Here is a 12,694-nt window from a genome sequence, read left to right on the forward strand (position 1 = left end):
GGACGGACCCGGTCGGCGGCGGGGTGACCTGCGACGTCGACCGGGGCGGTACGGGGCTTCCGCCGGGCGCGCCGCTTACCGGGCGGTGGCCGGGATGCCGAGCAGCGTACGAGCCTCGGCGGTGGTCAGCGGAGGACGCTGGGCGAGCTGGGCGAAGCCGACCGCCCGCGCGACGAGCTGCATGTTGGACTCCACCGGGCGCCCCTTGGCGTACGTGACCGTGTCCTCCATGCCGACGCGCAGGTGACCGCCGGCCGACAGCGAGGCCAGCATCACGGGGATGGTGCTGCGCCCGATGCCGGTGGCCGAGAACGTGGTGCCCTCGGGCAGGTCGCGCACCATCTGCTGCGCGGCGACCAGGGTCGCTGTGGTGCCCGGCATGCCGCCCGGCACGCCCATCACGAAGTCGACGTGCACGTGCCCGCCGTGCGGCAGCCCGTACTTGCCGAGCAGTCGCTGCAACGCGGTGAGGTGCCCCAGGTCGAAGATCTCGTACTCGGGGACGACGCCCCGCTCCTGCATCCGGGTGTGCAGGTCGACGATGAACTCCCACCGGTTGAGGAACACGTCGTCGCCGAAGTTGACGGTGCCCATGGTGCAGGAGGCCATGTCCGGACCGGCGTCGAGCACCGCCAGCCGGGCGGACTCCGGATCGGTCACCGCGCCGCCGGAGGAGAGCTGCACGATCAGGTCGGTGTTCTCCCGCAGCGCGGCCACCGTGTCGCGCAGCCGCCCCTGGTCGAGCGTGGGCCGCGCGTCGTCGTCGCGGATGTGGACGTGGATCACGGCGGCGCCGAGCGCCTCGCACTCCTTGGCGGTCAGCAGCAGCTCGTCGAGCGTCACCGGCAGCGCCGGCACCTCCGCCTTCGCCGACTCCGCGCCGGTGGGGGCAACCGTGATCAACGTCCCTGTCGTCATGCCCCGGATCCTAGACCGGCGCCCGAGGCCGGGTCGACCGGAGGATTTCCGGTGCGAGCGGCGTTAAGAAGGGACCCTTCCTCTACCGGAGGCGTTAATAGGGGGCCCTTCCTTACGCATCGATCGCGGCGGCGCTCTCGCCGACCAGCAGGCGGGCGTCGTCGGGCGTGTTGCGCTTCAGCACCGCGAGCGCCACCTGCCCCAGCTCGTAGTGCTGGACGGCGGTGCCCACGAAACCGACGGTCCGGCCGTCGAGCGTCACCGGCGTACCGGCGACGGGCGGCTGGTCGCTCGCCACGCCGTCGAGGTGCAGCAGGACGAGCCGGCGGGGCGGCTTGCCCAGGTTGTGCACCCGGGCCACCGTCTCCTGCCCCCGGTAGCAGCCCTTGTCGAGGTGCACGGCCGGGGCGATCAGGTCGACCTCGGCCGGGATCGTCCGGTGGTCGGTGTCCACGCCGGCCCGGGCCCGCTTGGCGGCCACCCGGATCGCCTCGTACGCCCACAGCCCGGCCACCGGCACCCCGGCGCCGCGCAGCTCCGCCACCACCTCGTCCATGGCCGCCCGGGGCACGAGCAGGTCGACGCCGAGCGCCACCCGCCGGGCCCAGCCGCCGGCGGGGAGCGGCTTGACGTCGTACACCACGGAGGGGCGCGCGGGCAGCTCGCCGGACCGGAACTTCGGACCCGGCACCGCTGCCACGTCGGGAGCGGCCAGCCCGGTGACGCCGAGCGTGTCCAGCGCGCCGGGCGCCTCCGGCCCGACGAGCGACAGCAGCGCGTGGTCGGCGGTGGCGTCGCGCGGGTCGACCTTGCTGAAGAACCGCATCTTCTCCAGGTACGACAGCAGGCCCGCGGTCATCCCCGGCTCGGTGTCCAGCCAGGTGGTCTCGCCGTCGTCGGCGACCATCGCGTGCTGCTCGACGTGCCCGTGCGGGGAGAGCACCAGCAGTTCGGTGCCCTGCCACGGCGCGAGCGCGGCCAGGTGCTGGCTGGTGAGCGTGTGCAGCCAGCCGATCCGCTCCTCACCGGGCACCGCGACCACGCCCCGGTGCGAGCGGTCGACCAGGCCAACGCCGGTGGCCAGGAGCCGCTGCTCGCGCATCGGGTCGCCGTAGTGGGCGGCCACCGGGCCGACCCCGGCTGCCCGGTGGGCCGGCTCCGGCTGGTCCCGGGTCTGGTCGTCGATGGCGTCGGTGGTCACCGCGCCCGCGGTGTCGATCATGTGCGTTCCCCGTTCTGTGCGCAGCGGCCGCAGACCCCGAAGAGCGCGACATGCCCGATGTCGACAGTGAACCCGCGCTGCTCGTCCAGCTGGTCGGCGAGCGGGCGGAGCATCTCCGGGGCGATCTCGTCGATCGCCCCGCACTCCCGGCACACCAGGTGGACGTGTTGGTGCTCACCCGCCGCGTGGTAGGTCGGCGAACCGTGCGACAGGTGCGTGTGCGTCACCAGGCCGAGCCGTTCCAGCAGCTCAAGCGTGCGGTAGATGGTGGTGATGTTGACTCCGGCCGCCACCTCGCGGACCGCGGTGTGCACCTGCTCCGGGGTGGCGTGCCCCAGATCCAGGACGGCCTGGAGCACCAGCTGCCGCTGCGCCGTCAGCCGCAGCCCGCGCGAGCGGAGCATTTCCGCGAGGGAGGATTCGGACACCCTTCGATCATAGTTCGGCCGCCGCGCCGGCCGGTCCGCCGCCGGGGGTACGCCACTACGCTGCGCCAATGGGTACGACACGGGTGGCTGTGCTCGGCCGGGGGCTCGTACCGGCGGGTGAGCCGGTGGTGCGCGGCGACGACCGGGGCGTCCTGCACGGCGACGGCCTGTTCGAGACGTTGCACCTGCGCGACGGCCGCCCCTGGCTGCGCGAGGCCCACCTGGCCCGGCTGCGGGCCGGCGCGGCGGCGATCGACCTGCCGCTGCCACCGGACGCCGCGCTCGTCGAGCTGCTGCACGCGGTCAGCGCCGGCTGGCCCGCCCAGACCGAGGGCGCGCTGCGGCTGGTCTGCACCCGAGGGCCGGAGGGCGGTGGGCCGCCGACGGTGTACGCCACGCTCGGCGAGGTGCCCGCGTCCGCCCGCCTGGCCCGGCGCAACGGGGTGACTGTGGCCACGCTGCCGCTCGGGGTGGCCGCCCGGTCCCGCCCGGAGCTGGGGTGGCTGCCCAGCGGCGTGAAGTCCACCTCGTACGCGCTCAGCACCGCCGCCCGGCGGTGGGCGCAGCGGACCGGCGTGGACGACGTGCTCTGGGTCTCGACCGACGGCTACGTGCTGGAGGGGCCGACCGCGAACGTGGTGTGGCTGAGCGGAGGCACGCTCCGCACGGTCCCGGCGGCACAGACCGGAATCCTGCCCGGCGTGACCGCCGGTCACCTGCTGGAACGGGCGGCCGAGCTGGGCCTGGCCGCGGCTGAGCACCTGCCCACCGTGGCCGACCTGCACGAGGCCGAGGCCATCTGGCTGACCAGCTCCCTACGGGGCGTCGTCGAGGCCACGGCCCTGAACGGAACCTCTCGTCCCGGTTCCCTCCTGACCCCCCGCATCCAGGCCCTGCTGAACTTCCCCCGTTGACCATGAAGTTGGCGGCGTCGGGTGCCCGATTTGTCGCCGCCAACTTCATGATCGCCGGGACGAAAGCGTCAGCCGGCCACCCGGGTCAGGCGGGCGGACAGGTGCGGGCTCAGGGGCTGGCCCACGGCGGCCATCTCCTGCGCGTAGAGCAGGGCACCCTCGACGATGCCGAACAGGCGGGCACCGGCGGTGACCTCCTTCGCCGTCGCGGTACGCACGACCGCGTCGGTGGCGAACTCGATCTGGGTGCCCTTGCGCTTACCGATGTGCAGCTCCATCACGCCGGTCGGCGTGGTCATCAGCGCCTCCAGCTCGTCGGTCACCCGCTCACCGTCGAGCACCGGACGCCACCAGCCCACCTCCCGGCCGGCGGGACGGACCGGGCGGCTCTGCTCGTCCAGGATCCAGGCCCGCGACTCGTAGAACAGGAACGGCCGGCCGTCGTGGCTGATCCGGATCTCCTGCGCGTAGTCGAAGTCCTCGATCGTCGGGAACCCACCCCGGCCCCGGCCACGCCACACCCCGATGTACGGCAGCAGACCGTCCAGGCTCGGGTGCAGCTTCGGGCCGACGCGCAGGTCGTGGCTCTCCTCGTACGGATACGGGTCGACCGGCGGCGCGTTCAACCACGGCGGCTGAAGCGGATTCTCACTATTCACAGCGCCACCTTCGTTCGCGACTGCGGGGCTCGCAAAACCGGCTCACTCCTCGCGCTCACCATTTACCTCTAGCTATGCGGACCGCGACGTACACCAGGCCACCGGCGAGCGCGCCCAGGCCGGCGACCAGCAGGCTGACGAACCCGATCTCGGTAACCATCCGGACCATCCTATGCTGGCGTCATGGCGCGCACTCTCGTCGTCAAGGCCACCGCCGGCGCGGACTCCCCGGAACGCTGCGCCCAGGCGTTCACAGTCGCCTCCACCGCAGCCGCGGCCGGGGTGGACGTCTCGCTCTGGCTCACCGGCGAGTCCACCTGGTTCGCGCTCCCCGGGCGGGCGGAGACCTTCGAGCTGCCGCACTCCGCGCCGCTCGGTGAGCTGCTGCACGTGGTCCTGGCCACGGGCCGGGTGACCGCCTGCACCCAGTGCGCGGCCCGGCGGGACATCGGCCCGGACGACGTCATCCCCGGCGTACGCATCGCGGGCGCCGCGGTGTTCGTCGAGGAGGCGATGGCCGAGGGCGCGCAGGCGTTGGTCTACTGAGCAACCGCCGGGGCTGTCCACTCTGCCCGGTCCGCCGATCCCGACCCGACATGTCCGGATTGTGCCTACAATGTGAACGTGAGTGAGGCCATCCGACAGTTCTTCGCGTCGCTGCCGGCGCGCGCCGCGTCGGTGCTGAACAGCCCGATCGGCGGCACGCTCCAAATCGACCTGGCCGACGGCAACCGCACCGAACACTGGTACGTGACGCTGGCCCCCGGATCGGCCCAGGTGAGCCAGGAGGAGCAGCGGCAGGCCGACGGCGTGCTGACCCTCTCCACCGAACTGTTCGAGAAACTGGTCACCGGCCGCGAGGCCGGCATGGCCGCGGTGCTGCGCAACGAGGCCACGTTCAGCGGGCACGTCGTGCTGTTCCTGGCGTTCCGCCGGTTCCTGCCGGCCCGGCCCGACGTACGGGATCCGCGGGACGCCGCCCGCGAACACGTCCGGCGGCTGGCGTGAAGGACCGGGTCAGCATCCTCGACGGCAACACATTCCTGGTCAGCGACGATCGCGGCAACATCCAGCCGTCGTACGACTTCCCCACCGGCTTGTTCTCCTTCGACACCCGGTTCCTCTCCACGTGGATCCTCACCCTCGACGGGGAACCCCTGCACGCGCTCTCCATCGACGACTCGCTGTCGTACAAGACGCGGTTCTTCCTGGTCCCCGGCGAGCCGACGCACTATCTGGACGCCGACGTCTCGGTGATCCGCAGCCGCGCGATCGGCGGCAGCCTGGACGAGGAACTGACCCTGCTCAACCACTCCAATCAGGAGAAGGAGTTCCGGCTCCGGCTGGAGATCGGCTCCGACTTCGCCGACCTCTTCGAGATCAAGCACCAGCGGGACAAGAAGGGACACACCACGCCCAGCGTGGAGCCGAACGCGCTGCGGCTGACCTACCGCAGGCAGGCGTTCCACCGCGAGACGCTCGTCACGAGCAGCGCGCCGGCCGAGGTCGACGCCGGCGGGATGACGTTCCGGATCCGGGTCGGCCCGCACGGCGAGTGGACCACCGGGCTGCACATCGACACGGTCATCTACGGTGCCCGGGGCGAGGACATCCGGGCCATCCTGCCGCTGGGCGGCCAGCGCACGGCGGCCGACATCGAGGCGGAACAGAGCGCCCTGATCAGCCACGCGCCGAAGCTGGGCTGCGACTGCGAGCCGCTGGCCGGGGCGTACCGGCGCAGCCTCAACGACCTGGCCGCCCTCCGGTACGAGTCGATCACGCTCGGCGTCCGGCTGCTCGCCGCCGGCCTGCCCTGGTTCATGACGCTGTTCGGCCGGGACAGCATCTTCACCTCGCTCCAGGTGCTGCCGTTCCTGCCCGAGATGGTCAAGCCCACAATCGTCATGCTCGCCGGTCTCCAGGGCAGCCGGGTCGACGACTTCCGGGACGAGGAGCCCGGCAAGATCCTGCACGAGCTGCGCTACGGAGAGACCGCCGGCTTCGAGGAGCAGCCGCACTCGCCGTACTACGGCGCGGCCGACACCACGGCACTGTTCGTGATCCTGCTCGACGAGTACGAGCGGTGGACCGGCGACGCCGAACTGGTGCGCAATCTGGAGCAGGAGACGCGGGCGGCGCTGACCTGGCTGGACACGCACGGCGACCTGCTCGGCACCGGTTACGTCTGGTACATGTCCCGCAACGCGGAGACCGGGCTGCCGAACCAGTGCTGGAAGGACTCGCCGGACGCCATCTCCTACGCCGACGGGCGGATGCCCGAGTTCCCCCGGGCCACGTGCGAACTGCAGGGGTACGCGTACGACGCGAAGCTGCGCGGCGCCCGGCTGGCCCGCACCCACTGGAACGACCCGACCTACGCGGACCGGCTGGAACACGAGGCGGCCGCGCTGAAGGAGCGGTTCAACCGCGACTTCTGGATCGCGGACCGGGAGTACTACGCGCTGGCGCTCGACCCGCAGGGCCGGCAGGTGGACGCGCTCAGCTCCAACATCGGCCACCTGCTCTGGAGCGGCATCGTCGACGAGTCCCGGGCCCCGGCCGTCGCCGCCCACCTGCTCGGCCCGCGCCTGTTCTCCGGGTGGGGCGTACGCACGCTCGCCGACGACCAGGGCCGGTACAACCCGGTCGGCTACCACGTCGGCACGGTGTGGCCGTTCGACAACTCGATCATCGCCTGGGGCCTGTGGCGGTACGGCTTCCGGCAGGAGGCCGGCCAGATCTGCGACGCCCTGCTCAGCGCGTCGCACTACTTCGACGGGCGGCTGCCCGAGGTGTTCGCCGGCTACGAACGCGGCCTCACCGACTACCCGGTGGAGTACCCCACCGCGTGCAGTCCGCAGGCGTGGTCCGCCGGCACCCCGCTGCTGGTGCTACGGGTGATCCTGGGGCTGGAACCGCAGGGCGACCACCTGATCATCGACCCGGCCGTGCCGCCCGGGATGGGCCGGGTGGAACTGCTCGACATCCCGGGCCGCTGGGGCCGGGTGGACGCGCTGGGCCGCAGCCGGGAGCCGCACGAGGAACAGCCCTCGCCGCCGGCGCTCACGCTGCCCGGTGGTTGACGTCAGGCGGGACAGGGCGTGGTCACCGCGACCCGGACCCGCTCCCCGGCCCGCTGCGCCAGCACCGCCGGGTCACCCGGGCGCGCGTACGCGTCTGCCGAGTCCACCACCGGCGCGGCGCCGCCGCCGAACGCGGTCGCCAGCGACTGATCAGCCGGCGCGGCCGCCTCGGACCGGGCGGTGCGGGCCGTCCCGCCGCCCGGGCAGGGCGCGGCGAGCACCTGGACCGGCCCGGTCGCGCCGCCCCACCGGCCCAGCGCCGCCGCCAGCACCGCCGACTCGGCGGCGGCGTCGGCGGACGGGGCCCGGTAGCCGGAACCCGTCGGGCGGCAGCCGGTGTCGGCGGTGAGCAGTACCCGCCCCGGGCCGGCGGCCCGGCCCTCGACCGTGACGAACTCGCCCGCGTCGGCGCGCAGCAGCGGCTCGCCGTCGAGCATCGACACGCCTGCCCGCCAGCCCGGCGGCAGCCGGTCGGCGATGCCGCGCAGCACCTCGCGTACGTCGCCGCCGATCGCCACCTCGACGCCGCGTTCCAGCGTCGCGCCGTCGTCCATCGGCGTGATCCGGCAGCCGCGCTCCAGGCGGTCCGGCAGGAGCGCCGGTACGCCCGCGGCGCCGACTGCGGCGGTCAGCTCACCGACCGCCCGGTCCACCACCGGCCCGGCCTGGTCCAGCGACCGCTGCTCCTTGACCGTCGGCGCGTCGGTGCGTACCGACCACCAGGTCAGACCCGCGAGCAGCACGGCCCACGCCACGGTGACGGCCGTCAGCCGGCGCACCCGGCGTCGGCCACCGGGGCCGGGCCGGCCGGGCGGGGTGGGCGGGACGTAGCCCGTCTCGACGGCAGTCACCCGGCCATGGTGTCACGCCCCGGCGAGGTCACCGGCCGCGCCTCGGCACCCTCGGAACGGCTCGTGGCCCGCCACCCCGGTGGGGCGGCGGGCCACGATCAGAGCGTGGGTCAGGCGGCGACCGAGACGGTCACCTCGTTGATCCCGCGGGCCGCGGACACGGCGGTGTCGCCGTTGCCGTGGCGGGACAGCGCGCGCAGCGTCCAGGAGCCCGGCGCGGCGAAGAATCGGAACTGCCCGGCCGCCGAGGTCACCACCTCGGCGGTGAACTCGCCGGTCGAGTCGAGCAGGCGCACGTACGCGCCCGGCACGACCTCACCGGACTCGGCCAGCACGCGGCCGGTGATGACTGTTTCCTTCTCCAGGTCCAGGCTCGCCGGGAGGGGGGCGGACTGGTCCGGCGCGGCGCAGCCGGCGGCAGCCGTCGAGGCGGCGGAGGCGGCGGTCATCAGGCCTCCCCCGGCTCGTCACCGAGCGCCACCGGCACGCCGACGAGCGAGCCGTACTCGGTCCAGGAACCGTCGTAGTTCTTCACGTTGCGGTGCCCGAGCAGCTCCTGGAGCACGAACCAGCTGTGCGAGGAGCGCTCGCCGATCCGGCAGTACGCGATCGTCTCCTTGCTGTCGTCCAGCCCGGCGTCGGCGTAGATCTTGCGCAGCTCGTCGTCGGACTTGAACGTGCCGTCCTCGTTGGCCGCCTTCGACCACGGGACGCTGATCGCGGTCGGGATGTGGCCGGCCCGCTGCGCCTGCTCCTGCGGCAGGTGGGCGGGGGCGAGCAGCCGGCCGGCGAACTCGTCGGGGCTGCGCACGTCGACCAGGTTCTTGGTGCCGATGGCGGCGACCACCTCGTCGCGGAACGCGCGGATCGAGGTGTCCGGCTCCTGCGCGACGTACTGCGTCTTCGGCCGCTCCACCGCGTCGGTGACAAGCGGACGGGCGTCCAGCTCCCACTTCTTGCGGCCGCCGTCGAGCAGCTTCACGTCGCGGTGGCCGTAGAGCTTGAAGTACCAGTACGCGTACGCGGCGAACCAGTTGTTGTTGCCGCCGTACAGGATCACCGTGTCGTCGTTGGCGATGCCCCGGTCGGACAGCAGCGCCTCGAACTGGCTCTTGTTGACGAAGTCCCGGCGGATCTGGTCCTGGAGGTCGGTGCGCCAGTCCAGCTTGACGGCGCCGGCGATGTGCCCGGTCTCGTAGGCCGAGGTGTCCTCGTCGACCTCGACGAAGACGACGCCCGGGGCGCCGAGGTTCTTCTCGGCCCACTCGGCCGAGACGAGTGCGGTGTCGCGACTCATCAGATCACTCCCTGGTGAGGATGGTTTGGTGAGCCTGCGCGTGGAGATCGATGTCGATGGTTGTCGCACCACACGCGGACCCTGAGCTAGGAACGGATCACGGGTACGTGCGACGGCGCCGCTGCCGGGCGTTGAGGGGAACCGGGGAAGGTTCGTGGACCCTGGGTGGCCGCCGTTCAGGCGGCCGGAGACAGCCCCGCCGTCAGATGACGGGGCGACACAGGCAGGTGGCCACGCGGCACAGGTCGACCGCGCGCCGTTTGGTGAGGAGGGTCCCCATGGGCAGGGAGATTACCAGCCGGGGCAACGGCTGCCACCAGGCCGACCAGCATCCGGGACGACCGGCCGGCTTTCAGCCGGCGGAGTTGACAGCAGGCCGGCTTTCAGCCGGCGGAGTTGATCGGCACGTTCGCCGCGTCCGCCGTGACCACCAGGCCCTCCGGCTTCGGCTCCACCTTGCGCAGGTTGAGCTGGAACGGCAGCTCCGGCAGCGGCACGTCGATCGAGATGCCCTGCGCGTACCGGGTCAGCGCGGCCCGGGCCAGCGGCACGTTCGGCAGGCCGTCGGCGGTGAGGTCGTTGAAACGCAGCGCCACCTTGTTGCCGGCCACAGTGACGTCGGCGGTGCCGTTGACGGTGAGCTTGATGCCGAGGACGTCCACCGGGGCGGTGACGGCCAGCTTGCCGTTGCGCTCGCCCAGCGTCAGCCCGGGCCGGTCCAGCAGCTTGGCCAGGCTCTCGTAGGTAACGGTGCCCCGCCCGTCCACGGTCTCGGCCACCACGTCGCCCCGGCCGGAGCGCAGCGTGTCCAGCGAGGCGGTCACGTTGCGCGCGTCCACGTCCAGCTTCGGCACCTCGACCGCGTCGCCCTGCACGTCGCCGCGCACGTCGGTGAGCTGGATCGAGATGCGCTCGTACCGGCCGTCGAGCACCTGGGTGAGGAACGGGAAGCCACCCACCTCGACCTGCGGCGCGGCGGACTGCGCGTCCTGCTTGGCGATCTCCTGCCGGACCTGGTCGGCGATGGCGCGCTCGGCCACCCCGGCGGCGACGCGGTCGGCGACGACGAGCAGACCGGCCAGCACCAGCAGCAGGACGATGAAGCCGATCAGCACCTTCCGGCCCCGTCGCCGGGGTCGGCCCTCCGCCGGATAAGCCTCTGCCACGCCGCCTCCCGTCCTCGCCGCCGTCACCGCGCCTCGCGGCGCAACCGTACTTACCCGAGGCGAATCTTCCCCAACCGCGTCAGAGGAACAGCACGCACATGGCGTAGGCGGCGGGCGCGGCCAGCGCGAACCCGCCCAGCGGTCCCTGCATGTGCCGGGCCACCCACATCGTGGGCGGTTCACCGGCCATCAGCCGGCCCGCCTCGGCGTACCCGACGGCGAGGTCGGCCAGGACGGCGGTGGCCGCGCTGACCACCCCGACCAGGGCGGCGCTGGTCGGGGTGAAACCGACGAGGTAGCTGCCGAGCACGGCGCTGGTGAGCGTGCCGAGCATGGCGCCGACGACCACGCCGGCCGCGCCGCGCGGCACCTGCGGGGCGAGCCGGGGCCACGGCGCGACCGCGTCGGTGAGCCGGGCGACGAGCAACGCCACACCGGCGGCGGTGAGGCAGACCGTGATCGCCTGGGTGCCCTTGGGGATCCGGCTGAGCACGACGAGCGTGGCGAAGGCGACCACGCCCACCACGATGAGCAGGGTGCCGCCGAGCGAGTCGGTCACCCGGACCCGGTCCACCCGCCGTACGAGCTGCCCCAGCACGGCGAGCAGGAACCCGGCCACGGCGGCGTAGCCGAGCGGGGCCAGGCCGGCGATGTCCGACTGCACGGCGGCGACGTCGGCGATCACCGCCGTCGCGGCGCTGACGAGCGCGACGACGAGCAGCGCGGGCGGCCGCATGGCCATCGTCCAGGCCAGCACGAACAGCAGCTGGACGCCGAAGATGATCGCGGCGAACGGCAGCCGGTGCCCGGGGCCCGAGGTCTGCGCGCCGAGCACCAGGCCGACGCCGAGCAGCGCGGCGAAGCCGGCGACGGTGAGCGCCAGCGGGCGGCGGACCGGGACCGGAGGCACCTCCTCCTCGGGCTCCTCGTCGGACTCGTCGTCGGGACGCCGGCCGGGGCCGCCCTTGCGCAGCCGGCGCGGGCCCTTGCGTTCCGGCCGGTCGCCCTCGTCGGCGGGGCCGGTACGCGGGGCGGGCGGGTAGCCACGGGCGGGGCCGGACGGCCCGGCGGACGGGTCGTCGGCCCACGGTTCACGACCGGTGTCGCGCGAGGTGGAGGGAAACACGCCCCGATCGTGCCAGACCCGGGCGGCTCGGCGGAGGTCCCGGTTTCGGCGACGTTAAAACCTGCGCCGCGATCGAGGGCAGAAAGGGCAAACGGTAAATCGCGCGAAGGTGACGGCCGGTCCATCGGTTACGCTCAGGCCGTTACCCGCCCGTCGACGACGCCGGGACCCACGCAAGTTCACAGTGCCGCCCCCACCCGGGCGTGTCGCTGGTCGCGCGCGGCCGGAAGGCCGCCGGGACGGAGGTGATCGTGGAGCTCCTGCTGCTCGTGACCGCGCGGGCCGGTGAGCCGTCGGCGGTGCTGCCGGCACTCGACCTGCTGCCGCACTCGGTTCGCACCGCACCCCGTGACGTCCGCACGCTGGTCTCCGGCCCGACACCGGACGCCGTCCTGGTGGACGCGCGCTCCGAGCTGAGCGAGGCGCGGGCCACCTGCCGGATGCTGCACGCCACCGGGCTCGGCGTGCCGCTCGTCGCGGTCGTCACCGAGGCCGGGCTGATCGCGCTCAACGCGGACTGGGGCGTCGACGACGTGATCCTGGCCGGCGCCGGGCCGGCCGAGGTGGAGGCCCGGCTGCGGCTCGCTGTGGGCCGGCTCAGCAACGCCACCGCCGGCGCCGGCGGCTCGATCCGGGCCGGTGAGCTGAACATCGACCCGGACACGTACGCCGCCAAGCTGAAGGGCCGGCCGCTCGACCTCACGTACAAGGAGTTCGAGCTGTTGAAGTTCCTGGCCCAGCACCCGGGGCGGGTGTTCACCCGGGACCAGCTGCTGCGCGAGGTCTGGGGCTACGACTACTTCGGCGGCACCCGGACCGTGGACGTGCACGTGCGGCGGCTGCGCGCCAAGCTCGGCTCGGAGTACGAGTCGATGATCGGCACCGTCCGCCAGGTGGGCTACAAGTTCGTCGTGCCGCCGTCGCGTTCGCTGCCGGAGTCGGAGCCCGCCCCGCTGCCGGTCTGACCGCCCACGCTCCACCCCGCTAGAGGGCACTTTCCTCGTACGCCCTTTTTGCCCGATCAGTCAGC

General features: G+C 73.0%; 16 protein-coding genes. 5 read left to right on the top strand and 11 right to left on the bottom strand.

Going from position 1 to position 12,694, the window contains the following annotated elements; all coding sequences use genetic code 11:
• Positions 1-75: 75 nt before the first annotated feature.
• The 3 genes from Q3W68_RS12685 to Q3W68_RS12695 form a co-directional block, all read right to left on the bottom strand.
• On the bottom strand, positions 76-918 hold the full coding sequence (locus Q3W68_RS12685) for a 3-keto-5-aminohexanoate cleavage protein (RefSeq protein WP_302905568.1): 843 nt from the start codon (positions 916-918) through the stop codon (positions 76-78).
• A gap of 112 nt (positions 919-1,030) precedes the next feature.
• A complete protein-coding gene (locus Q3W68_RS12690; protein ID WP_302905569.1) occupies positions 1,031-2,140 on the bottom strand; it encodes a folate-binding protein YgfZ in 1,110 nt (369 codons plus the stop codon).
• Positions 2,137-2,544 carry a Fur family transcriptional regulator gene (locus Q3W68_RS12695; protein WP_302905700.1) on the bottom strand — a complete coding sequence of 136 codons (408 nt, stop codon included), beginning with the start codon at positions 2,542-2,544 and terminating at the stop codon, positions 2,137-2,139. Before Q3W68_RS12695 ends, Q3W68_RS12690 begins: the two co-directional genes overlap by 4 nt.
• Before the next feature lie 92 nt (positions 2,545-2,636).
• Between Q3W68_RS12695 and Q3W68_RS12700 the strand changes: the two genes are divergently transcribed.
• Positions 2,637-3,482, top strand: coding sequence for an aminotransferase class IV (locus Q3W68_RS12700; protein WP_302905570.1), 846 nt, complete (start codon positions 2,637-2,639; stop codon positions 3,480-3,482).
• A 68-nt stretch (positions 3,483-3,550) separates the two neighbouring features.
• On the opposite strand, the gene Q3W68_RS12705 is transcribed toward Q3W68_RS12700, so the two are convergent.
• Both Q3W68_RS12705 and mtfM read right to left on the bottom strand, forming a co-directional pair.
• Positions 3,551-4,141, bottom strand: coding sequence for an FABP family protein (locus Q3W68_RS12705; RefSeq protein WP_302905571.1), 591 nt, complete (start codon positions 4,139-4,141; stop codon positions 3,551-3,553).
• Between the two features lie 55 nt (positions 4,142-4,196).
• Positions 4,197-4,301 (bottom strand): small membrane protein MtfM, encoded by a 105-nt coding sequence (gene mtfM / locus Q3W68_RS12710; protein WP_013288813.1) that lies wholly within the window; start codon positions 4,299-4,301, stop codon positions 4,197-4,199.
• A 23-nt stretch (positions 4,302-4,324) separates the two neighbouring features.
• On the opposite strand from mtfM, the gene Q3W68_RS12715 reads away from it, so the two are divergent.
• The 3 genes from Q3W68_RS12715 to Q3W68_RS12725 all read left to right on the top strand — a co-directional run bounded on the left by Q3W68_RS12715 (position 4,325) and on the right by Q3W68_RS12725 (position 7,224).
• Entirely contained in the window at positions 4,325-4,687 is a 363-nt protein-coding gene (locus tag Q3W68_RS12715) for a DsrE family protein (protein WP_302905572.1), read from the top strand.
• A 72-nt stretch (positions 4,688-4,759) separates the two neighbouring features.
• Positions 4,760-5,149 (top strand): SCP2 sterol-binding domain-containing protein, encoded by a 390-nt coding sequence (locus Q3W68_RS12720; RefSeq protein ID WP_208578090.1) that lies wholly within the window; start codon positions 4,760-4,762, stop codon positions 5,147-5,149.
• Positions 5,146-7,224: a glycogen debranching N-terminal domain-containing protein gene (locus Q3W68_RS12725; protein ID WP_302905573.1), complete on the top strand. Its 2,079-nt coding sequence runs from the start codon at positions 5,146-5,148 to the stop codon at positions 7,222-7,224. The genes Q3W68_RS12720 and Q3W68_RS12725 overlap by 4 nt, the downstream gene beginning before the upstream one ends.
• A 2-nt stretch (positions 7,225-7,226) precedes the next feature.
• Here Q3W68_RS12725 and Q3W68_RS12730 read toward each other — a convergent pair whose 3' ends face one another.
• From Q3W68_RS12730 to Q3W68_RS12750, 6 genes are all read right to left on the bottom strand, one after another.
• Entirely contained in the window at positions 7,227-8,075 is an 849-nt protein-coding gene (locus tag Q3W68_RS12730; RefSeq protein WP_302905574.1) for a hypothetical protein, read from the bottom strand.
• Positions 8,076-8,185: 110 nt separating this feature from the next.
• Positions 8,186-8,524, bottom strand: coding sequence for a DUF1416 domain-containing protein (locus Q3W68_RS12735; protein ID WP_013288819.1), 339 nt, complete (start codon positions 8,522-8,524; stop codon positions 8,186-8,188).
• Positions 8,524-9,372 (bottom strand): sulfurtransferase, encoded by an 849-nt coding sequence (locus Q3W68_RS12740; RefSeq protein WP_302905575.1) that lies wholly within the window; start codon positions 9,370-9,372, stop codon positions 8,524-8,526. Before Q3W68_RS12740 ends, Q3W68_RS12735 begins: the two co-directional genes overlap by 1 nt.
• A 202-nt stretch (positions 9,373-9,574) precedes the next feature.
• Positions 9,575-9,652 (bottom strand): Ms5788A family Cys-rich leader peptide, encoded by a 78-nt coding sequence (locus Q3W68_RS28310; protein WP_311202345.1) that lies wholly within the window; start codon positions 9,650-9,652, stop codon positions 9,575-9,577.
• Between the two features lie 103 nt (positions 9,653-9,755).
• Positions 9,756-10,538, bottom strand: a complete 783-nt coding sequence (locus tag Q3W68_RS12745) for a DUF2993 domain-containing protein (protein ID WP_302905576.1) — start codon at positions 10,536-10,538, stop codon at positions 9,756-9,758.
• A gap of 79 nt (positions 10,539-10,617) precedes the next feature.
• Positions 10,618-11,664, bottom strand: coding sequence for a hypothetical protein (locus Q3W68_RS12750; RefSeq protein ID WP_302905577.1), 1,047 nt, complete (start codon positions 11,662-11,664; stop codon positions 10,618-10,620).
• Between the two features lie 245 nt (positions 11,665-11,909).
• On the opposite strand from Q3W68_RS12750, the gene Q3W68_RS12755 reads away from it, so the two are divergent.
• Positions 11,910-12,629 carry a response regulator transcription factor gene (locus Q3W68_RS12755; RefSeq protein WP_176722767.1) on the top strand — a complete coding sequence of 240 codons (720 nt, stop codon included), beginning with the start codon at positions 11,910-11,912 and terminating at the stop codon, positions 12,627-12,629.
• Positions 12,630-12,694 lie beyond the last annotated feature (65 nt).

The sequence above is a fragment of the Micromonospora sp. C28ISP2-4 genome, from assembly GCF_030519385.1.
Classification (GTDB): Bacteria; Actinomycetota; Actinomycetes; order Mycobacteriales; family Micromonosporaceae; genus Micromonospora; species Micromonospora tulbaghiae.

Excerpts from the sequence above, each read along its gene's own strand:
- Q3W68_RS12735 (WP_013288819.1), bottom strand. The coding sequence starts at position 8,524 with ATGACCGCCGCCTCCGCCGCCTCGACGGCTGCCGCCGGCTGCGCCGCG.
- Q3W68_RS28310 (WP_311202345.1), bottom strand. The coding sequence starts at position 9,652 with ATGGGGACCCTCCTCACCAAACGGCGCGCGGTCGACCTGTGCCGCGTG.
- Q3W68_RS12685 (WP_302905568.1), bottom strand. The coding sequence starts at position 918 with ATGACGACAGGGACGTTGATCACGGTTGCCCCCACCGGCGCGGAGTCG.
- mtfM (WP_013288813.1), bottom strand. The coding sequence starts at position 4,301 with ATGGTTACCGAGATCGGGTTCGTCAGCCTGCTGGTCGCCGGCCTGGGC.
- Q3W68_RS12690 (WP_302905569.1), bottom strand. The coding sequence starts at position 2,140 with ATGATCGACACCGCGGGCGCGGTGACCACCGACGCCATCGACGACCAG.
- Q3W68_RS12740 (WP_302905575.1), bottom strand. The coding sequence starts at position 9,372 with ATGAGTCGCGACACCGCACTCGTCTCGGCCGAGTGGGCCGAGAAGAAC.
- Q3W68_RS12700 (WP_302905570.1), top strand. The coding sequence starts at position 2,637 with ATGGGTACGACACGGGTGGCTGTGCTCGGCCGGGGGCTCGTACCGGCG.
- Q3W68_RS12715 (WP_302905572.1), top strand. The coding sequence starts at position 4,325 with ATGGCGCGCACTCTCGTCGTCAAGGCCACCGCCGGCGCGGACTCCCCG.
- Q3W68_RS12695 (WP_302905700.1), bottom strand. The coding sequence starts at position 2,544 with ATGCTCCGCTCGCGCGGGCTGCGGCTGACGGCGCAGCGGCAGCTGGTG.